18 protein-coding genes are annotated in these 19,402 nt (G+C 69.7%); 12 read left to right on the top strand and 6 right to left on the bottom strand.

The window, feature by feature from the left end; translation table 11 throughout:
• Window position 1: 1 nt before the first annotated feature.
• The 6 genes from NF20_RS13545 to NF20_RS13520 all read left to right on the top strand — a co-directional run bounded on the left by NF20_RS13545 (window position 2) and on the right by NF20_RS13520 (window position 7,344).
• Window positions 2-1,144 carry a spirocyclase AveC family protein gene (locus NF20_RS13545; protein ID WP_033710995.1) on the top strand — a complete coding sequence of 381 codons (1,143 nt, stop codon included), beginning with the start codon at window positions 2-4 and terminating at the stop codon, window positions 1,142-1,144.
• The gene (locus NF20_RS13540) at window positions 1,137-2,162 is read left to right on the top strand and encodes an SDR family oxidoreductase (RefSeq protein ID WP_033710993.1); all 1,026 of its coding nucleotides are present in this window, start codon (window positions 1,137-1,139) and stop codon (window positions 2,160-2,162) included. Before NF20_RS13545 ends, NF20_RS13540 begins: the two co-directional genes overlap by 8 nt.
• A 2-nt stretch (window positions 2,163-2,164) precedes the next feature.
• Window positions 2,165-3,379 carry a cytochrome P450 gene (locus NF20_RS13535; protein WP_033710992.1) on the top strand — a complete coding sequence of 405 codons (1,215 nt, stop codon included), beginning with the start codon at window positions 2,165-2,167 and terminating at the stop codon, window positions 3,377-3,379.
• Between the two features lie 90 nt (window positions 3,380-3,469).
• Entirely contained in the window at window positions 3,470-4,954 is a 1,485-nt protein-coding gene (locus NF20_RS13530) for an aldehyde dehydrogenase family protein (protein WP_023861242.1), read from the top strand.
• 453 nt (window positions 4,955-5,407) lie between these two features.
• Window positions 5,408-6,556 (top strand): thiolase family protein, encoded by a 1,149-nt coding sequence (locus NF20_RS13525; protein WP_003878513.1) that lies wholly within the window; start codon window positions 5,408-5,410, stop codon window positions 6,554-6,556.
• Window positions 6,553-7,344 (top strand): crotonase/enoyl-CoA hydratase family protein, encoded by a 792-nt coding sequence (locus tag NF20_RS13520; RefSeq protein WP_033710991.1) that lies wholly within the window; start codon window positions 6,553-6,555, stop codon window positions 7,342-7,344. Before NF20_RS13525 ends, NF20_RS13520 begins: the two co-directional genes overlap by 4 nt.
• Window positions 7,345-7,353: 9 nt before the next feature.
• Here NF20_RS13520 and NF20_RS13515 read toward each other — a convergent pair whose 3' ends face one another.
• The 3 genes from NF20_RS13515 to NF20_RS13505 are packed head-to-tail and all read right to left on the bottom strand — an operon-like array spanning window position 7,354 to window position 9,987.
• A complete protein-coding gene (locus NF20_RS13515; RefSeq protein WP_155947442.1) occupies window positions 7,354-8,370 on the bottom strand; it encodes an NAD(P)/FAD-dependent oxidoreductase in 1,017 nt (338 codons plus the stop codon).
• A 46-nt stretch (window positions 8,371-8,416) separates the two neighbouring features.
• On the bottom strand, window positions 8,417-8,917 hold the full coding sequence (locus NF20_RS13510; RefSeq protein WP_011724048.1) for an isoprenylcysteine carboxyl methyltransferase family protein: 501 nt from the start codon (window positions 8,915-8,917) through the stop codon (window positions 8,417-8,419).
• Window positions 8,918-8,937: 20 nt separating this feature from the next.
• Window positions 8,938-9,987 (bottom strand): type III polyketide synthase, encoded by a 1,050-nt coding sequence (locus NF20_RS13505; protein WP_011724049.1) that lies wholly within the window; start codon window positions 9,985-9,987, stop codon window positions 8,938-8,940.
• Between the two features lie 285 nt (window positions 9,988-10,272).
• On the opposite strand from NF20_RS13505, the gene NF20_RS13500 reads away from it, so the two are divergent.
• Window positions 10,273-11,421: an NAD(P)H-binding protein gene (locus NF20_RS13500; protein WP_033710988.1), complete on the top strand. Its 1,149-nt coding sequence runs from the start codon at window positions 10,273-10,275 to the stop codon at window positions 11,419-11,421.
• On the top strand, window positions 11,418-12,140 hold the full coding sequence (locus NF20_RS13495) for a CPBP family intramembrane glutamic endopeptidase (protein WP_033710987.1): 723 nt from the start codon (window positions 11,418-11,420) through the stop codon (window positions 12,138-12,140). Before NF20_RS13500 ends, NF20_RS13495 begins: the two co-directional genes overlap by 4 nt.
• Window positions 12,141-12,173: 33 nt before the next feature.
• Here NF20_RS13495 and NF20_RS13490 read toward each other — a convergent pair whose 3' ends face one another.
• Entirely contained in the window at window positions 12,174-12,986 is an 813-nt protein-coding gene (locus tag NF20_RS13490) for an enoyl-CoA hydratase (RefSeq protein ID WP_033710986.1), read from the bottom strand.
• 119 nt (window positions 12,987-13,105) lie between these two features.
• On the opposite strand from NF20_RS13490, the gene NF20_RS13485 reads away from it, so the two are divergent.
• Both NF20_RS13485 and NF20_RS13480 read left to right on the top strand, forming a co-directional pair.
• A complete protein-coding gene (locus NF20_RS13485) occupies window positions 13,106-14,188 on the top strand; it encodes a CaiB/BaiF CoA transferase family protein (protein WP_033710984.1) in 1,083 nt (360 codons plus the stop codon).
• Between the two features lie 62 nt (window positions 14,189-14,250).
• Window positions 14,251-15,015, top strand: a complete 765-nt coding sequence (locus NF20_RS13480) for a 3-hydroxyacyl-CoA dehydrogenase (protein WP_033710983.1) — start codon at window positions 14,251-14,253, stop codon at window positions 15,013-15,015.
• Between the two features lie 135 nt (window positions 15,016-15,150).
• On the opposite strand, the gene NF20_RS28220 is transcribed toward NF20_RS13480, so the two are convergent.
• Window positions 15,151-15,273, bottom strand: a complete 123-nt coding sequence (locus NF20_RS28220; RefSeq protein WP_003878506.1) for a hypothetical protein — start codon at window positions 15,271-15,273, stop codon at window positions 15,151-15,153.
• A 312-nt stretch (window positions 15,274-15,585) separates the two neighbouring features.
• Between NF20_RS28220 and NF20_RS13475 the strand changes: the two genes are divergently transcribed.
• Window positions 15,586-17,928, top strand: coding sequence for an MMPL family transporter (locus tag NF20_RS13475; protein ID WP_023861244.1), 2,343 nt, complete (start codon window positions 15,586-15,588; stop codon window positions 17,926-17,928).
• An 82-nt stretch (window positions 17,929-18,010) separates the two neighbouring features.
• Window positions 18,011-18,646: a class I SAM-dependent methyltransferase gene (locus tag NF20_RS13470; protein WP_009975471.1), complete on the top strand. Its 636-nt coding sequence runs from the start codon at window positions 18,011-18,013 to the stop codon at window positions 18,644-18,646.
• Between the two features lie 7 nt (window positions 18,647-18,653).
• Here NF20_RS13470 and NF20_RS13465 read toward each other — a convergent pair whose 3' ends face one another.
• Entirely contained in the window at window positions 18,654-19,367 is a 714-nt protein-coding gene (locus NF20_RS13465) for an NAD-dependent deacylase (protein WP_023861246.1), read from the bottom strand.
• Window positions 19,368-19,402: the final 35 nt, after the last annotated feature.

Here is a 19,402-nt window from a genome sequence, read left to right as displayed (position 1 = left end):
GATGTCCACTAAACAGACCACTTCGCCTGCGGCACAACAGGAATCGGGTGCGCGGCGAACCGGCACACGCGGCTGGGGCGGCTGGGTGGCCGGCGCCGGCTTGGCGGCGTTCGCGCTCTTCTTCATCGCGAACTGCCGCGTCGCGCTGGATCCGCGGGTGGCCAATCCGAACGTGCAGGGCCGTCCGCGCCCGGTGAAGTTCATCTTCGGCCTGGATTACATGACGTTCATCCAGATCTCCACCGTGGTCATGCTGATCGTGTTGGTGGCGGTCTTCGTCAGGGGATGGCGCCGCAACCCGGGCAGCCCGGCGATGCTGATGTTCCTGTGCACCACCCTGATCGTGTGGCAGGACCCGATCATGAACTGGGCGCCGTTCGCGGTGTACAACCCCGACCTGATCCACTGGCCGGAATCCTGGCCGTTGGTGTCGTTGTCGCCGACTGTGGAGCCGTTCGTCGTATTCGGTTATGTGACTTTCTATTTCGGACCGTACTTCCCGGCGGTGTGGATTCTGCGCAGGCTTCAGGCCAAGTACGGCCCGCAGTCGTTCTTCGCGCGGCACCCGCTGGTCAGCCTGGGCGTGCTGACCTGCGCGATCGGTTTCGTCTTCGACGCCTGGCTGGAGATCCAGCTGGTCCACATGGGCATGTACATCTATTCACAGGTCATCCCCTGGGGTTCGGTATTCACCGGCACCACCTTCCAGTTCCCGCTGATCTGGGAGTCGTTCTCGGTGACCTTCGTGATGGTCCCGGCCGCGATCCTGTGCTATCGCGACGACACCGGCAAATCGGTGGCCGAAAAGCTGGCCGCCAAAGCCAAACTCTTCCCGGCGCGGCCGGTGCTCGGCACCTTCCTGGTGATGTTCGTCATCATCAACGTGTCCTACTTCGCCTACGGGGCGTGGTTCGCCGTCATCAAGGCCACCAAGGCGGCGACCTCCGTCGCCTGCCCCTGGCCGTATCCGGAAGCCAAAGTCTATGACCCACAGGGTTTTTACGAGAAGTCCGGCGCGCAGGGCCCATACTCGGTCGGCATCTGGTCGACCTGGATGAGCGGGCAACCCCACGGCCGCCCCGACGTGCAGCCGCCACCACCCGGTGCGGGCGCCTGCGCGACCACCGCGGTCGGGCATGGCTGAGCCGCGCAGCGTCGTCATCACCGGCGCATCCCGCGGACTGGGGTTCGCCTCCGCGCTGCGGATGTATCGCGAAGGGTGGCGGGTGGTCGCCGCCATGCGAACACCGGATCAGGGAATGCCCCTGTTGCGCCGGGCCATTCGGGACGGCACCGGGCAGGACCCCGACGACGACCGGTTGATCGGCGTACAGCTCGATCTGACCGACAGCGCGTCGGTCGCCGCGGCCGCCAAGGCCATCGAGGAAGCCGTGGGCGCACCGTATGCGATAGTGCACAACGCCGGGATCTCGGCCGCCGGAATGGTGGAGGAGACCGATACGGCGTTGTGGCAGCGGATGTTCGCCACCAGCGTGCTGGGCCCGGTTGCGCTCACCCAGGCCCTGTTGCCGTCCATGCGGGCCGCCGGGCGGGGGCGGATCGTCCTGGTGTCCAGCGCGGCCGGGGTTCGCGGCCAGCCCGGCACCGCGCCGTACTCGGCGGCCAAGGGGGCGCTGGAACGGTGGGGCGAATCGCTGGCGGGCGAGATCGCGCCGTTCGGTTTGGGGGTGACGGTGCTGGTGGCCGGCACCTATGACACCGAGATCATCACCGACGCCGGCACCACCGACGACCGCAACTTCAGCGGCCCCTATGCCCGCCTGCACACCACCATGAACACCCGCGGGCGCTTGGCGGTCAGTTTCGCCCGGCGGCCCGAGCGGTTCACCGACGGCCTGTGCAAGGCGCTCGACGACCGGGCGCCGTTCCGCCGCCGCGGGGTCGGCCCCGACGCGTCGGTGTTGTTGGCCGCCAACAGGATCCTGCCAGCGTCGGGCATGCACCACCTGTCGCGGTTGGTGCTGGGCATACCGCGTCAGGGATCGATGCGGGACGGGGCGTGGCCGCTGACGCACGGCCAGCGGGCCATGGTGTTGGTGGCGCGGGTGCTTCCGCAGCCGGTGTTGCAGCGCCTGGCCGCGCTGGCCGGGCGGTTCTCGTCACCGAAAAGCGCGGCACGTCAAGGGGATCAAGAGGGGTAATCATGGAGCAACTTTTCGACGACCTGGAAGACTTCGGCGCCTTCGACGACGCGGTCTCCGGGGACGTGCGCGACCCGTACACCGAATTGGCCCGGCTGCGCCGCGAGGAGCCGATTCAGCGATTGGACACCTCGGGCATGCCGCACGAGGAATCCAAGCCGGTGTTCATCGTCTACCGCCACGAGGACGCCCAGCAGATGCTGCGCGACAACGAGACGTTCTCGTCGGCCGCCGTCATCGCGGCGTTCGGGCCGGTGCTGGGCGAGCGCGTGATGCTGGGTATGGACGAGCCGGTGCACGGACGGCTGCGGTCGCTGGTGTCAAAGGCGTTCTCGCAGAAGGCATTGGCGCGCTGGCAGGACGAGCTGGTCGGGCGGGTGGGCAACAGCCTGATCGACAGGTTCGCCGGCAACGGCAAGGCCGATCTGGTCAAGGAGTTCACCTTCGACTATCCCAGCCGGATCATCGCGGGCCTGCTGGGCCTGCCCGAGCAGGACTACCCGCAGTTTCAGCGGTGGTCCATCTCGTTGCTGAGCTGGATCCTGAATCCGGAACGCGGGCTTGCCGCCTCGGCCGCGCTGTGCGACTACTTCGCGCCGATCCTGGCGGCGCGGCGCGCAGAGCCCAAGGACGATCTGATCAGCGGGCTGGCCCAGGCCGAGATCGACGGCGAGAAGCTGGAAGACGAGGAGATCTACTCCTTCCTGCGGCTGCTGCTGCCGGCCGGGGTGGAGACGACGTACCGGGCACTGGGCAGCCTGCTGCTCGCGCTGCTGTCCGATCCGGAGCAGTTGGATGCCATCCGCGGGGACCGCTCGCTGCTGCCGCAGGCCATCGAGGAGGGCGTGCGCTGGGAGCCCCCGCTGCTGACCATCACCCGGGTGGCCACCCGCGACACCGAACTCGGCGGGGTGCCGATCCCGGCCGGCTCCACGGTGATGCCGATGCTGGGCGCCGCCAACCGGCAGGAGGACCGCTACCCCGACCCGGACAGGTTCGACATCTTCCGCGCGCCCAAAAGTCATCTGGGCTGGGGGCACGGCGTGCACGTCTGCCTGGGCATGCATCTGGCCCGCCTGGAGATGCGCACCGCCGTCAACCTGCTGCTGGACCGGCTGCCGAACCTTCGGCTGGACCCCGACGCCGACGATCCCCACATCCGGGGCCAGGTGTTCCGGTCGCCGACGTCGGTCCCGGTGCTGTTCGACCCGCAATAACCAGCCCGGCGGCGGCCGCAGCTTGCCAATCGGCTAGTTTCCGGTAAGGCTCTCCGTAGCCCCTCCGCGACCCAGAAGAGAGTGACAGATATGACTGAGGCTGTAAAGGTCCGCTTCGAGCCGAAGATGATGATCGACGGCAAGCTCGTCGACGGGCAGGCCGGAACCTTCACCAACATCAACCCCGCCACCGAGGAGCCGCTCGGCGAGGTCGCCGACGCCTCGAAGGAGGACATGCACCGGGCCATCGACGCCGCCCGGCGGGCCTTCGACGAGACGGACTGGTCGACCAACCGGGAGCTGCGCAAGCGCTGCCTGCTGCAGCTGCACGAGGCGATCGAGTCGGAGAAGGAGGAGCTGCGCGAGGAGCTCATCCTCGAGGTGGGTTCGCCGCGGGCCATCACGTTCGGGCCCCAGCTGGACGCCCCGCTGGAAGACGGGCTCAAATATCCCGCGCGATTGATCGACGAGTACGCCTGGGAGACCGACCTGGGCGACAAGGTGATCAGCCTGACCGGCACGCTGACCACCCGCAAGGTCTGGCGTGAGCCGGTGGGCGTGGTCGGCGCCATCGTGCCGTGGAACTTCCCGTTCGAGGTCACCCTCAACAAGCTCGGCCAGGCGCTGGGCACCGGCAACACCGTTGTGCTCAAGCCGGCGCCGAACACCCCGTTCAACGCCACCCGGCTGGGCCGGCTGATCGCCGAGAAGACCGACATCCCGGCGGGCGTGGTGAATGTCGTCACCGCCTCGGATCACTTTGTGGGAGAAGAGCTCACGCTCTCGCCCAAGGTCGATCTGATCTCGTTCACCGGGTCGACGGTGGTCGGGCAGCGGATCATGGAAAAGGGCGCGGCGACCATGAAGCGGCTGTTCCTGGAGCTGGGCGGCAAGTCGGCCACGATCGTCCTGGAGGACGCCGATTTCGGGATGGCCTGCGCGATCGGGATCGCGCCGTGTATGCACGCCGGGCAGGGCTGCGCCAACCCCACCCGGATGCTGCTGCCGCGGTCCCGCTACGACGAGGGGGTGGCGATCCTCAAGGGCATCTACGAGAACGTCACTTGCGGCGACCCGCAGGACCCCGGAACCCTTTGCGGCCCGGTCATTTCGCAGGTGCAGCGCGACCGCGTGATGGGCTACATCCGCAAGGGGGTCGAAGAGGGCGCCACCGCACTGGTCGGCGGGCCCGACGCGCCCACCGGTTTCGACAAGGGATACTACGTGCGGCCAACGCTTTTCACCGACGTCGACAACTCGATGACGATCGCCCAGGAGGAGATCTTTGGACCGGTGTTGTGCGTCATCCCGTTCGACGACGAGGAGGACGCCATCCGGATCGCCAACGACAGCAGGTACGGCCTGGCCGGCAACGTGATGTCGGGCTCGCTGGAGCGCTCGCTTTCGGTGGCGCGCCGGATTCGGGCCGGCTTCATGGGCGTCAACGGCGGCGCGCCCTACGGCGCCGACACCCCGTTCGGTGGCTACAAGTACAGCGGGGTCGGGCGCCAGAACGGTGTGGCCGGATTCGACCAGTACACCGAGATCAAGTCGGTCGCCTATCCGGCCGGCTAGCCGTCCGATGCCTGGTGCCACGTAAAGCGCTGCCACGCAACGCCTTCGACGATGTGCGCCGGGCTTGGGGCTGACTGCCGTTGGCGGCCGGGCCGCGCCTGCTCAATGGGCCGGGCCTGGACGTGCTGCGCGGGCGCATGTCCGGTCGCCGCCGGTGACGCCGTCGCCGGATGACCTAATCTTTGTTCAGTCGGGTCTGCGTCGCCCCGCCGCCGCGCGTCGGGCGGTTCCGCCCGATCGGGTGAGTGGTCCATGCGTCCCCGGCCGAATGCGCCAGCACATGCGCTGGCGGATTCGCGCGGGGTGTCATCGTCACCCGCTGGTGCGCATGTGGCCGATGTGGCCATGCCCCCGGCGCCGAGCGACCCCGCCCTCCGACCTGCCAACCCCTTGGTCGACAATCGAGGCAAGACTCACTCTTCTCGAAGTCCACGTGTCAAAGGAGACAAGACCATGGCTGAAGCCGTCATCGTCGAGGCAGTGCGCTCACCGATCGGCAAGCGCAACGGCGGGTTGTCGGGGGTGCATCCGGCCGAGCTTTCCGCGCAGGTGCTCAACGGCCTGGTCGACAAGGCCGGCGTCGACCCGGGCATCGTCGACGACGTCATCTGGGGCTGCGTCATGCAGGCCGGCGAACAGGCCCTCGACATCGGCCGCACCGCGCTGCTGACCGCCGGCTGGCCCGAGACCGTGCCGGGCGTGACCGTCGACCGGCAGTGCGGGTCGAGCCAGCAGTCCATCCACTTCGCGGCGGCGGGCGTGATCGCCGGGCACTACGACGTCGTCGTCGCCGGCGGCGTCGAGTCGATGTCGCGCACCCCGATGGGCGCGTCGCTGGCCAACGGCGGGCGGCCCTACCCCCAGGCCTTCCTGGACCGCTACCAGGGCCAGATCCCGAACCAGGGCATCGGTGCGGAGATGATCGCCGAGAAGTGGGGCTTCGACCGCACCGCGCTCGACGAATTCTCCCTGGCGTCGCACGAAAAGGCCGCGGCCGCACAGGATTCCGGCGCATTCGACGACCAGATCGTGGGCATCAAGGACCAGGACGGCAATGTCGTCTTGAAGGACGAGGGCATCCGGCGCGGCACCCCGATGGAGAAGATGGCCTCGCTGAAGCCGGCGTTCAAGGAGGACGGCGTGATTCACGCCGGCAACTCCTCGCAGATCTCCGACGGTTCGGCGGCCATCCTCTTCATGTCCGCGGAGAAGGCAAAGGAGTTGGGGCTCAAGCCAATCGCGAAGGTGCACACCGCGACGCTGGCCGGGGCCGACCCGGTGATCATGCTGACCGCGCCCATCCCGGCGACGCAGAAGGTGCTCAAGAAGTCCGGCCTGTCCATCGACGACATCGGCGTCTACGAGGTCAACGAGGCCTTCGCTCCGGTCCCGATGGCGTGGCTCAAGGACATCGGCGCCGACGAGAAGAAGCTCAACCCCAACGGCGGGGCGATCGCGTTGGGCCACCCGCTCGGCGGCTCGGGCGCCCGGATCATGACCACGCTGCTGTATCACATGCGGGACAAGGGAATTCGCTACGGCCTGCAGACCATGTGCGAGGGCGGCGGGCAGGCCAACGCCACCATCGTGGAACTGTTGTGACCGACGCGCCGGGGGCCCTGGCCGAACGCCGGGGCAACGTGATGGTGATAACCATCAACCGGCCGGAAGCCCGCAACGCGGTCAACGCCGCGGTCAGCATCGGCGTCGGGGATGCGCTCGAAGAGGCGCAACACGACCCCGAGGTGCGGGCGGTGGTGCTCACCGGCGCGGGCGACAAGTCGTTCTGCGCCGGGGCCGACCTCAAGGCCATCGCGCGGCGGGAGAACCTGTATCACCCTGACCATCCCGAATGGGGCTTCGCCGGCTACGTGCGTCACTTCATCGACAAGCCCACCATCGCGGCGGTCAACGGCACCGCCCTGGGCGGGGGCACCGAGCTGGCGCTGGCCAGCGACCTGGTGGTGGCCGACGAGCGGGCCCAGTTCGGGCTGCCGGAGGTCAAGCGCGGCCTGATCGCCGCCGCCGGTGGGGTGTTCCGGATCGCCGAGCAGCTGCCCCGCAAGGTGGCGATGCGGCTGCTGCTGACCGGCGAGCCGCTGTCCGCGGCCGCCGCCCGCGACTGGGGCCTGATCAACGAGGTGGTCGAGGCCGGCTCTGTGCTGGACGCCGCGCTGGCGCTGGCCTCGGCGATCACCGTGAACGCCCCGCTGTCGGTGCAGGCCAGCAAGCGGATCGCCTACGGCGTCGACGACGGCGTGGTGGTCGGCGACGAACCCGGCTGGGACCGCACCATGCGCGAGATGCGGGTCCTGCTCAAGTCGGAGGACGCCAAGGAGGGCCCGCGGGCGTTCGCCGAGAAGCGGGAGCCGGTCTGGCAGGCGCGCTGAACCCACGCCCTAGCGGGCCAGGATGTTCACCCCGGCGCGGAACGCGCCGGGCAACAGCGCGCCGGCCGGCACGATGGCGCGGCGCACCGCCCGCGGTGTGCTGGCCAGCACCAGCGTGCGGGTGAGCAGCCGATAGTCGCGGGTGATCTGGTGCCACGCGGCTTCATATGACGCCGGCCTCTCGTCGACGATGGCCCGGACCGCCGCGGCGGCCTGCTTGACCGCCAGGCTGATGCCCTCGCCGGTCAGCGCATCCTCATAGCCGGCCGCGTCGCCGACCAGCAGGACGCGCCCGGCGACGCGGCGGGAAACCACCTGCCGCAACGGGCCGCAGCCGCGCGGCCGGCCACGATCGGCGGCGGGTAGTCGCGCGGCCAGCCCCGGGAACCAGCCCAGGTCGGGACGTCCGCGCGAGAGTATCGCCACGCCGACCAGGTCCGGTTCGACCGGCGTCACATACGCCTCACCCCAGCGCGACCAGTGCACCTCGACGAATTCCGACCACGCCGGCACCCGGTAGTGCCAGCGCACGCCGTAGCGCCGCGGCGTCCCGGCCGTCGCCGCGATGCCGACGGCGCGCCGCACGGTCGAGTGCAGCCCGTCGGCCGCCACCAACCACCTCGCGCGCACACCGGCGGCCGACACGCCGTGCGCATCCTGCGCGACGCTGCTCACCCGCGCCCGGATCCATTCGGTGTCTTGCTCTTTGGCGCGCGCGGCCAGTGCGGCGTGCAACGTGGTGCGACGCACTCCGCGGCCGGGCCCGTCACGAAACCGGGCCTGGGCCCGCCGGTGCTCGCTCAGGTAGGCGATGCCCTGGAAGGGCATGCCGGCCGGGTCCACACCCAGCGCGGTCAGCGCGGCCAGCCCGCCCGGCATCAGGCCCTCGCCGCACGCCTTGTCGGTGGGCGCCTCGCGCGGCTCGGCCACGATCACCGAAAGCCCAAGGCGGCGAGCGTGTAACGCCGTGGCCAACCCGCCCGGACCGCCGCCGACGACCAACAGGTCCGCGTCGTAAGCCATCAGCGCCGCTCCTCCTCGCGTCGCTTCGCATCGTCGCCGGCGCGGTCGTTCACGTGTAACCCAAGGCCGAATTCTCCACCCGCAGACGCACTCTCAGCAGCGCGGCGTTGGCCAGCGTGAACACCGCCGCGGTGAGCCACGCCGTGTGTACCAACGGCAACGCCAACCCTTCGGCCACCACTGCAACATAGTTCGGATGGTGCAACCAACGGTAGGGGCCGTCGCGCACCAGCGGGGCCTGCGGCAACACGATGACCCGGGTGTTCCACCGTCGGCCCAAGGTGGTGATGCACCACCAGCGCAGCCCCTGGCTGGCCGCCACCACCGCCAGCATCGGCCAGCCCAGCCAGCCGAGGAACGGCCGGTGCAGCGCCCACGGTTCCACCAGGCAGCCGGCCAGCAGCGCGGTGTGGATGAACACCATTACCGGGTAGTGGGAGCGGCCAAACTCCTTGCCGCCCTGGGTAAACGACCAGCGCGCGTTCCGGGTGGACACCAGCAGCTCGGCGACCCGCTCCAGCCCGACCGCCAGCACCAGCAGGTAATACATGGCTACAGTCTTTACCAGTCCTAGAAGGCCAGCAGCACCAGCTCGGAGCAGAACGCCGGGCCCATCGCGATCATCAGGCCGATCGAGCCGGGGGCCGGCGGATCGGCCAGGTTGGCCGCGAGCACGTCCAGCACTGATACCGAGGAAAGATTCCCGTTCTCGCGCAACGAGTTTCGTGTGTGGTCGAGTGCGTCGGCGGGCAGGTCCAAGACGCTCTCGACGGCCTCGATCACCCGGGGCCCGCCCGGGTGGCACACCCACGTCGTCACGTCGCGAGGCGCCAACCCGTGGTCGGCGAGGAAGTCACGGACGTCCTCGCCCAGGTACTTCTCGGCGATGTTGGCGACGTCGGCGGACAACACGATCCGGAACCCGTCGCCGCCGATCTTCCAGCCCATGACTTCCTCGGTGTCCGGATAGATCCGGCTGCGGGTCGCCAGGATGCGCGGGCCGGTGTGTTCGGCGCCGGCCCGGCGGGCGCCCTCGGTGATCACCGCGGCCGCCCCGTCGCCGAAAAGGCTGGTGGCGACCAGGTTGGCGATCGAGGTGTCGTGCCGCTGGATGGTCAGCGAGCACAGTTCGACCGCCAGCAGCGCGGCCGTCTGGTCGGGGAATGCGCGCAGGTAGTCGTGCATGCGCGCCACTCCGGCCGCACCGGCCACGCAGCCCAGGCCGAACAGCGGGACGCGCTTGACATCAGGCCGCAGCCCCACCCGCGTGGCCAGCCGCGCCTCCAACGTCGGTACGGCCAGCCCGGTGACCGTCGTCGAGAAGACGATGTCGACCTCCGACGGCTTGACCTTGGCCCGGTCCAGCGCCGCCACCAGCGCCTGCTCGCCGAGGTCGAGCGCGACCTCGAGGTAGGCGTCGTTGGCCTCGCTGAAGCCGCTCAGCTCGCGGTAGCGCGGCAGCCGCAACGCGGTGTTGCGGAACTCGACTCCGCTGCTGTGCGCGAAACGCCGAAACTCCGGGCCGGCAATGTCGGTCAGCGCCCGGATGGCTTCGCTCTGCGTGTAGCGGTTGGGCGGAAACTTGACCGCAACACCGGTGATCGACGGACTTTCCCCCACGATCTCCCCTGAAACTGTGCTCGTGCCGACGAAATCGCGGCTCCCCCTTTGATCCATGTACCGGTGACGACGGGGCCGCGCCGATGGTTCAAACGCGCCTCGCCTCGCCGCGCCCGTAACGCCACGGCGGGAATTCGACCCGAAAATCGCCCTGACGTTACGGACGCGGTGGGAACCCCGCCTACGCGCGCGGTGGGAACCCCGCCTACGTACGCGGTGGGAACCCCGCCTCCGTACGCGGTGGGAACTCCGGCCCGTCGCCGGGCTGGGCTAGGGTCGGGGGTTATGCGGGTTCTGGTCACCGGCGCCACCGGCTACGTGGGATCGCGGCTGGTCACGGCGCTGCTGGCGGGTGGGCACGACGTCTTGGCCGCGACCCGAAACCCGTTGCGGCTCAAGCATTTCGGCTGGTTCGACGAGATCACCCCGGTGCCTCTCGACGCGGCCGATCCGGCGTCGCTGCGGTCGGCGTTCGCCGGATGCGGCCCGGTCGACGTGGTGTATTACCTGGTGCACGCCATCGGCCAGCCCGGTTTCCGCGACGCCGACAAGGCCGCGGCCGCCAACCTCGCCGCCGCGGCCAAGGACGCCGGGGTGCGGCGCATCGTCTACCTGGGCGGCTTCGTGCCCGCCGGGGAGGTGCTGTCCGAGCATCTGACCAGCCGGGCCGAGGTGGCCGAGGCGCTCGCGGTGCCGGACGGCCCGGAGCTGGTGTGGCTGGGCGCCGCGATGATCATCGGCGCCGGCTCGACGTCGTTCGAGATGATGCGGTATGTGGGAGATCGCTTCCCGCTCATGCCGATACCGAGCTGGATGGACAACCCCATCGACCCCATCTCCATCCGCGACGTGCTGCACTACCTGCTCGCCGCCGCCGACCGTGACCTGGTGCCCGCCGGCGCCTACGACATCTCCGGCCCCGACACCACGTCCTACCGGCGGCTGCTCAAGACCTACGCGCGGCTGTCCGGCCGGTGGCATACCGGGCTGCCGGTGGGTCGGGTGGACACCGGGCTGGCGTCACTGGTCACCGGCGTCGCGCTGCCGGTGCCGCCGGGGCTGGCCGGCGACCTGGTCGAGTCGCTGGACCACCCGATGGTGGCCTCCGGCAGCGATCTGCGGCAGCGGGTCCCCGACCCGCCCGGCGGGCTGCTCGGCGTCGACGACGCCATCGCCCGGGCGCTGGACGACCGGTCGTACCGGCGGCCCCGGCCGGTCAACGCGCTGGCCGATCCGCACCACCTCGCCGACACCGATCCCGGGTGGGCCGGCGGCGACGCGCGGCGCATCCGCCAGCTCGCCGGGCGGGTCACCCCTGCCATCGCACGGCCGACCCTGGGGCTGGTGAACAAGGTCCCCGGTCCGGTGGCCGGAGCGGTTCGCACCGGCCTCGACATCCTGATCGCTCTGACCCCGAAGGTGCGTCCCGCATGAGCCAGTCAACGAGCCCGTACCACACCAGCGTCTTCGCCGAGCTGCGCCGCGCCATCACCAATGTTGCCGTGCCCCACAATGAACCGCCGGCCATCGTCCGGCGCCGACGCGTCGTCGTGGCGATCACCCTGGTGCTCGGGGCCGCGGTGCTGGGCTACTCGTTGCGCCGCCATCCGGGCGAGACCAGCTTCTACTGGCTGACGCTGGGCCTGGCGGCGGTGTGGACCGTCGGGGCGCTGAGCTCCGGCCCGCTGCACCTGGGCGGCATCTGCTGGCGGGGCCGCAACCAACGCCCCGTCATCACCGGGACGACCGTCGGGCTGTTGCTGGGCGGCGCATTCGTGGTGGGCGGGCTGATCGCCCGGGAAATCCCGGCCGTGTCCGCGTTGATCACCCGGGTGCTGCTGTTCGCCCACCACGGATGGTTACCGCTGGTGGTGGCGATCACGGTGATCAACGGCATCGCCGAGGAACTGTTCTTCCGCGGCGCGCTGTACACCGCGCTGGGCCGGTATCACCCGGTGCTGATCTCGACCCTGCTGTACACGGCGGCGACCATGGCCGCCGGCAACCCGATGCTCGGATTCGCCGCGGTCATCCTCGGTACGGTGTGCGCGCTGGAACGCCGGGCCAGCGGCGGCGTGCTGGCGCCGGTTCTGACGCACTGCGGGTGGGGCCTGATCATGGTGCTGGCACTGCCGCCCGTGTTCGGGCTCTGACCAATCCGTTGCGCCGTTGCGGCGCAACGGGATTCAGCGATCGGTGAAGTTGGGGGTGCGCCGCTGCTGGAAGGCGGTGGCGCCCTCGACGAAGTCGGCGGACTTCAGCAGCACCGACTGTCCGTCGAATTCACGCTGCAGGGCCGGGTCCAGCTGAGTGAGCGTGGCCGCGTTGATCGCCAGCTTGGTCTTGGCGAACGCGACGGCCGGACCGCTGAGCAACCGTGCGATCACCTTGTCCACCTCGGCCTCGAACTCGTCGGCCGGGTAGACCGCGGTGACCAGCCCCCAGGACAACGCCTCGGCGGCCGGCAGGCGTTCGGGCAGCAGCGCCATCTGCATGGCCCGGATCCGGCCCACCGCGGCGGCCACCAACGCCGACGCGCCGCCGTCGGGCATCAACCCGATCTTGGTGAAGGCAAGCATGAAAAACGCGTTCTCCGAAGCCAATACGACGTCGCAGGCCAACGCGATGGAGACGCCGACGCCGGCCGCCGGGCCCTGCACGACGGCGACCACCGGGTGGGGCAGCGCGGCGATCGCCCGCACCAGCCGATTGATCTCCAGGATGATCTCGTCCGGCGGGACGCCGCCGCCGCCGGAGACGTCGTCGGCGCTGATGCCCGCCCCGGAGCTGAAGCCGCGGCCCGCCCCGCCGATCCGCACCACCTTGACCTCGGGGTCGGTGGCCGCGTACTCCATCGCGTCGGCGATGCCGGTGATCACCGGAACGGTCAGGGAATTCAGGCTGTCGGGCCGGTTGATGGTCACCGAGAACACGCCGTCGGACAGCGTGACGTCGAGGCCTGCGACGGGGGCGAGGGTGGCGATCGCGGATGAAGGCATGGGCTCACCATAAGTGACCGGGGTGCGCGGGCTTTCGGCACGGCTGCGAAGATGTCGATCGACCGGTTGTTAGAGGCGAACGGTCGACGGCGTCAGAGCGGACGAAAGGTCGATGGATCATGGCTGGACCGTTGCAGGGACTGCGTGTTGTCGAGTTGTCCGGCATTGGGCCGGGCCCGCACGCCGCGATGATCCTGGGGGACCTGGGCGCCGACGTGGTGCGCATCGACCGGCCATCCGGCGCCCCCGGCGGTGTCGTCAAGGACGCCATGAGCCGCAATCGCCGCATCGTCACCGCCGACCTGAAATCCGACCAGGGGCGCGAGCTGGTGCTCAAACTGGTCGCCAAGGCCGACGTGCTGATCGAGGGCTACCGCCCGGGCGTCACCGAGCGGCTCGGCCTGGGCCCGCAGGACTGCGCCAAGGTCAACGACCGGCTGATCTACGCCCGGATGACCGGCTGGGGTCAGACCGGCCCGCGCAGCCAGCAGGCCGGCCACGACATCAACTACATCTCGCTGAACGGCATCCTGCACGCCATCGGCCGGGCGAACGAACGCCCCGTCCCGCCGCTGAACCTGGTCGGCGACTTCGGCGGCGGCTCGATGTTCCTGCTGCTCGGCATCCTGTCCGCACTGTGGGAGCGGCAGAGCTCCGGCAAGGGCCAAATCGTCGACGCCGCCATGGTGGACGGCTCCAGCGTGCTGGTCCAGATGATGTGGCAGATGCGGGCCTCGGGGATGTGGACCGACGCGCGCGGCACCAACCTGCTCGACGGCGGCGCTCCCTACTACGACACCTACGAGTGCGCCGACGGGCGCTACGTCGCGGTCGGCGCCATCGAGCCGCAGTTCTACGCGGCGATGCTGGCCGGGCTGGGCCTGGACGGTGCCGACCTGCCCGGGCAGAACGACGTCAGCCGCTGGCCCGAGCTGCGCGCCGCGCTGACCGAGAAGTTCGCCAGCCGCGACCGCGACCACTGGGCCAAGGTGTTCGCCGACTCCGACGCCTGCGTGACGCCGGTGCTGGCCTTCGGCGAGGTGCAGACCGAGCCGCACATCACCGAGCGCAACACCTTCTACGAGGTGGACGGGGGACTGCAGCCGCTGCCGGCGCCGCGGTTCTCCCGCACCGCCCCGGAGACGCCGCGCCCCGCGGCGCCGCTGACCGACGCGACGGCCATACTCGACGAGTGGGTATAGTCCCGACCAACCAGTTGGCTGGCTAGGGCTCGGGATTCGAAGGGAATTCAGGAAGGACTCGCATGGAGATCAAGGACGCCGTCGCCGTCGTCACCGGGGGTGCCTCCGGTCTGGGTCTGGCCACCACCAAACGCCTGCTCGACCGCGGCGCGCAGGTGGTGGTCATCGACCTGCGCGGCGAAGACACGGTTCGCGAGCTGGGGGACCGGGCGCGGTTCGTGCAGGCCGACGTCACCGACGAGGCCGCCGTCGGCAAGGCGCTGGACACCGCGGAGTCGATGGGACCGCTGCGCATCAACGTCAACTGCGCCGGCATCGGCAACGCCATCAAGACGCTGTCCAAGGACGGCCCGTTCCCGCTGGACGCGTTCAAGAAGGTGGTCGGGGTGAACCTGATCGGCACCTTCAACGTGCTGCGGCTGGCCGCCGAGCGGATCGCCAAGAGCGAGCCGATCGGGCCCGGAACAAGCCCGGAGCGCGGCGTCATCATCAACACCGCCTCGGTCGCGGCGTTCGAGGGCCAGATCGGACAGGCCGCCTACTCGGCGTCCAAGGGCGGCGTGGTGGGCATGACGCTGCCCATCGCCCGCGACCTGGCCCGCGAGCTCATCCGGGTGGTGACCATCGCGCCGGGGCTGTTCAAGACCCCGCTGCTGGGCTCGCTGCCCGAGGAGGCGCAGGCCTCGCTGGGCAAGCAGGTGCCGCACCCGGCCCGGCTGGGCGATCCCGACGAGTACGGCGCCCTGGCCGTGCACATCGTCGAGAACCCGATGCTCAACGGCGAGGTCATCCGCTTGGACGGCGCCATTCGCATGGCGCCCCGCTGAGCCACACCGCTACGCAAACGAATGGGCCCCCGCATCCGCGGGGGCCCATTCGGGAGAACAATGGTTACTTGCGGAACCATCGACTGACAGCGGGTTCGGCCATTAACAGCCGTGCGAGCATGCTCATGGTCGGGCTCAGCTCGCTGCTTGCAGTTCGTCGAACTGCTCCGAGGTCTCGCCTTCCACCAGCACGTCGCCGTGGTAGAGGGCCTCGAAGTCAACCTTGATGACGTCGGCACTTGTGTCGTCGATCCACATGACACTGAGCGTATGGGCCACCATTAAGGAATCCTTGAGTCACGATTCGGAAAACGTTGGCAATTTACTTCCGGGTAGGTTCGCCGCCGTCAGCGCCGCAAAATGCGCCGTGAGCTGCTTAATTGCCGCATATTTTTCTGAGCGGACTCTTACTGTCGAACAGGTTTGAAAGCCGCCGTTGAACGGTGACACCGCCCGGCTGCGTCTCTAAAGAGAACACTGTTGGACGCGTGAAAATTAGCGTTTGTTAGGTTGTCGCGGACAATCCAGCGGCCAGCGCAATGGGGCGCACCGGCAGCGGAAGGGCTCACAATGCTGCAGAAAATCGCCCGAGTCGCCATCGCGGCCCCGCGTCGGATCATCGCACTGGGCGTGCTGGTCTTCCTGGCCGCCGCCGTCTTCGGCATCCCGGTCGCCAAGAGCCTGTCACCCGGCGGGTTCCAGGACCCCGACTCCGAGTCGGCCCGGGCCATCGGGGTGCTGACCGACAAGTTCGGCCAGAGCGGCCAGCAGATGCTGATCCTGGTCACCGCCCCCGGCGGCAGCAACAGCGACCCGGCCCGCAGGGTGGGCACCGAGCTGGTCGAGCAGTTGCAGCGCTCCCCGCTGGTGTACAACGTGTCCTCGCCCTGGACCGCGCCGCCGCAGGCCTCGGCGGACCTGGTGAGCCGCGACGGCAAGTCCGGGCTCATCGTGGTCAACCTCAAGGGCGGCGAGAACTTCGTGCAGAACAACGCCCAAACCCTGGCCGACCAATTCGTCCACGACCGCGACGGCGTCACCGTCCGCGCCGGCGGCGCGGCCATGCAGTACGCCCAGATCAACACCCAGAACCAGGCCGACCTGCTGGTGATGGAGATGATCGCGCTGCCGCTGAGCTTCCTGGTGCTGATCTGGGTATTCGGCGGGCTGCTGGCCGCGGCACTGCCGATGGCGCTGGGTGCGCTGGCCGTCGTCGGTTCCATGTCGGTGCTGCGCCTGATCACCTTCACCACCGAGGTGTCGATCTTCGCGCTCAACCTCAGCACCGCCCTGGGCCTGGCGCTGGCCATCGACTACACCCTGCTGATCGTCAGCCGCTACCGCGACGAGCTGGCCGAGGGGCACGACCGGGACCAGGCGCTGATCCGGACCATGGCCACCTCGGGCCGCACCGTGCTGTTCTCAGCGGTCACCGTGGCGTTGTCGATGTCGGCGACGGTGGCCTTCCCGATGTACTTCCTCAAGTCGTTCGCCTATGCCGGCGTGGCCACCGTCGCGTTCGTGGCGACCGCCTCGATCGTGATCACCCCGGCCGCGATCGTGCTGCTCGGCGACCGGCTGGACGCGCTGGACGTGCGCCGGCTGCTGCGGCGGGCGTTGCGGCGCGCCCAACCGGTGCGCAAACCCGTCGAGCAGCTGTTCTGGTACCGGTCCAGCAAGTTCGTGATGCGCCGCTGGGCGCCCGTCGGCCTGATCGTCGTCGGGCTGTTGCTGCTGCTCGGGCTGCCGTTCTTCTCGGTCAAGTGGGGGTTCCCGGACGACCGGGTGCTGCCCCGGTCGGCATCGGCGCATCAGGTCGGTGACCGGCTGCGCAGCGGCTTCGCCCACGACTCGGCGACCTCGGTGCCCGTCGTCATCCCCGACGCCGCCGGCCTGAGCCCGGCCGACCTGGACGACTACGCCGCCGCGCTGTCCCGGGTGCCCGACGTGTCGGCGGTGTCGGCCCCGGGCGGCACGTTCACCGGCGGCACCCGGGTGGGCCCACCGGCCGGGGCCACCGGGCTGGGCGACGGCAGCGCGTTTCTGACCGTGAGCAGCACCGCGCCGCTGTTCTCCACGGCGAACGACGTCCAGCTCAAGCGGTTGCACGAGGTACCCGGACCGGCCGGCCGGTCGGTCGAGATGGGCGGGGTCGCGCAGGTCAACCGGGACAGCGTCGACGCGGTGACGGACCGGCTGCCGCTGGTGCTGGGATTGATGGCGGCGATCACCTTCGTGTTGCTGTTCCTGCTCACCGGCAGCGTGCTGCTGCCGGCCAAGGCGCTCGCGTGCAATTTCCTGTCGTTGACCGCGGCGTTCGGCGCGCTGGTGTGGATCTTCCAGGACGGCCACCTCGGCGCGCTGGGAACCACGCCGAGCGGGACGCTGGTGGCCAACATGCCGGTGCTGCTGTTCTGCATCGCGTTCGGGTTGTCGATGGACTACGAGGTGTTCCTGCTGTCCCGGATCCGCGAGTACTGGCTGGCCTCCGGCGCCGCCCGGCCGGCCCGGCCGACCCCGAAGCGGGCGCACGCCGCCAACGACGAGAGCGTGGCGCTGGGCGTCGCCCGCACCGGCCGGGTCATCACCGCGGCCGCGCTGGTGATGTCGATGTCGTTCGCCGCCCTGATCGCCGCCCACGTCTCGTTCATGCGGATGTTCGGCCTGGGCCTGACGCTTGCCGTGTTCGCCGACGCCACCCTGGTGCGGATGGTGGTGGTGCCGGCGTTCATGCATGTGATGGGCCGGTGGAACTGGTGGGCGCCCAAGCCGCTGGCGTGGCTGCACGACCGGTTCGGCATCAGCGAGGCGGCCGACGAAGAACCCCGCCTCGCCGAGCCTGCCCTCGGACCCGTCGGATCCGTCGGATTGCCCGGCGGCGCGGTCGCCGAACCGGTGCCCAACATCGGTTGACGGCCGTTCGGCCAACCGCCCGTCGAGTGTGGCGGTCGGACCCTATTCTGAGGCTCATTCGAGGCGGAAGGTGCACACAGGCATGACAACGGTGGTCGTCGACAACCCGTTCTTCGCGCGCATCTGGCCGGTCGTCGCCACGCACGAGACGGCGGCGGTGCGGGCCCTTCGCCGGGAGAACGTGGCCGGCCTGACCGGCCGGGTGCTGGAGGTCGGCGCGGGCATCGGGACCAACTTTCCGCTCTACCCGGAGACGGTCGACGAGGTGATCGCGGTGGAGCCCGAGCCGCGGCTGGCCGACCGGGCCCGCGCGGCGGCGCAGGTGGTGCCGGTTCGGGTCGTGGTGACCGGCGAGACGGCCGAAGCGGTCGGCGGCGACGAGCCGTTCGACGCGGTGGTGTGCTCGCTGGTGTTGTGTTCGGTGCGCGACCCTCAGAACGTGTTGCGGCGCCTGTATTCGTTGCTGCGCCCGGGCGGGCAGCTGCGCTACCTCGAGCACATCGCCAGTGCCGGCGCGCGGGGTCGCTTTCAGCGTTTCGTCGATGCGACGTTGTGGCCGCGGCTGTTCGGTAACTGCCACACCCATCGCGACACCGAACGCTCGATCGTCGAGGCGGGGTTCGACGTCGACGCGTCGCGGCGGGAGTGGACGTTGCCGGCCTGGTCGCCGATGCCGGTGTCGGAGCTGTTGCTGGGCCGCGCGCACCGGCCCGCCTAGTCCGCGCTCAGTTGAGCAGCGCCGGCAACCGCTGCAGCAGCCTGGGCAAGGCCTGGCTGGCCGTCTCCCGGATGCTGAGCGTGGCGCTGGCCGACAGCGGCGTGACCTCGGGATTGACCTCGACGACGGCGGCGCCGCGGGACAACGCCAGCTCGGCCAGCCCGGCCGCCGGATACACGATCGCCGAGGTGCCCACCACCACCATCACGTCGGCGGACTCGGTCGCCTCGACGGCACGCCGCCACGGCTCGTCGGGCAGCTGTTCGCCGAACCACACGATGTCGGGCCTGATCAGGCCGCCGCATCCGCACACCGGGGGTTGCACCTCCAGCGCCGGTTCGGCCATCGCCGGCAGCTCGCCGGTGTAGGGCTTTGCGCAACGGGCGCAACGGAATTGGAACAGGCTGCCGTGCAGGTGGTGCACGGGCCGGCTACCGGCCCGCTCGTGCAGGTCGTCGACGTTCTGGGTGATGACGCTGACCTCGGCGTGGTCTTGCCAGGCGGCGATCGCGCGATGACCCGCGTTCGGCGCGACGTCGGCCACCAGGTAGTGACGCCACAGATACCAGCCCCAGACGCGCTGCGGGTTGTCGCGCCACCCCTGGGTGCTGGACAGCTCGTAGGGGTCGAAGCGGGCCCACAGTCCGTTCTTGTCGTCGCGAAAGGTCGGCACCCCGCTCTCCGCGGAGATGCCCGCGCCGCTGAGCACCGCTATGCGCATCCCACCAAGATAGCCGCGGCTGAGCGATACTGAAC

Origin of the sequence: Mycobacterium sp. MAC_080597_8934, assembly GCF_000523975.1 — a bacterium.
Classification (GTDB): domain Bacteria; phylum Actinomycetota; class Actinomycetes; order Mycobacteriales; family Mycobacteriaceae; genus Mycobacterium; species Mycobacterium avium.
The sequence above is the reverse complement of the archived record's forward strand: the minus strand, read 5'-3'. Positions and strand labels throughout refer to the sequence as shown.

What these genes read in the sequence shown, in the direction of transcription:
- NF20_RS13545 (WP_033710995.1), top strand. Translation starts at nt 2, where the DNA reads ATGTCCACTAAACAGACCACTTCGCCTGCGGCACAACAGGAATCGGGT.
- NF20_RS13540 (WP_033710993.1), top strand. Translation starts at nt 1,137, where the DNA reads ATGGCTGAGCCGCGCAGCGTCGTCATCACCGGCGCATCCCGCGGACTG.
- NF20_RS13535 (WP_033710992.1), top strand. Translation starts at nt 2,165, where the DNA reads ATGGAGCAACTTTTCGACGACCTGGAAGACTTCGGCGCCTTCGACGAC.
- NF20_RS13530 (WP_023861242.1), top strand. Translation starts at nt 3,470, where the DNA reads ATGACTGAGGCTGTAAAGGTCCGCTTCGAGCCGAAGATGATGATCGAC.
- NF20_RS13525 (WP_003878513.1), top strand. Translation starts at nt 5,408, where the DNA reads ATGGCTGAAGCCGTCATCGTCGAGGCAGTGCGCTCACCGATCGGCAAG.
- NF20_RS13510 (WP_011724048.1), bottom strand. Translation starts at nt 8,917, where the DNA reads ATGTATTACCTGCTGGTGCTGGCGGTCGGGCTGGAGCGGGTCGCCGAG.
- NF20_RS13500 (WP_033710988.1), top strand. Translation starts at nt 10,273, where the DNA reads ATGCGGGTTCTGGTCACCGGCGCCACCGGCTACGTGGGATCGCGGCTG.
- NF20_RS13495 (WP_033710987.1), top strand. Translation starts at nt 11,418, where the DNA reads ATGAGCCAGTCAACGAGCCCGTACCACACCAGCGTCTTCGCCGAGCTG.
- NF20_RS13490 (WP_033710986.1), bottom strand. Translation starts at nt 12,986, where the DNA reads ATGCCTTCATCCGCGATCGCCACCCTCGCCCCCGTCGCAGGCCTCGAC.
- NF20_RS13485 (WP_033710984.1), top strand. Translation starts at nt 13,106, where the DNA reads ATGGCTGGACCGTTGCAGGGACTGCGTGTTGTCGAGTTGTCCGGCATT.
- NF20_RS13480 (WP_033710983.1), top strand. Translation starts at nt 14,251, where the DNA reads ATGGAGATCAAGGACGCCGTCGCCGTCGTCACCGGGGGTGCCTCCGGT.
- NF20_RS28220 (WP_003878506.1), bottom strand. Translation starts at nt 15,273, where the DNA reads ATGTGGATCGACGACACAAGTGCCGACGTCATCAAGGTTGACTTCGAG.
- NF20_RS13475 (WP_023861244.1), top strand. Translation starts at nt 15,586, where the DNA reads ATGCTGCAGAAAATCGCCCGAGTCGCCATCGCGGCCCCGCGTCGGATC.
- NF20_RS13470 (WP_009975471.1), top strand. Translation starts at nt 18,011, where the DNA reads ATGACAACGGTGGTCGTCGACAACCCGTTCTTCGCGCGCATCTGGCCG.
- NF20_RS13465 (WP_023861246.1), bottom strand. Translation starts at nt 19,367, where the DNA reads ATGCGCATAGCGGTGCTCAGCGGCGCGGGCATCTCCGCGGAGAGCGGG.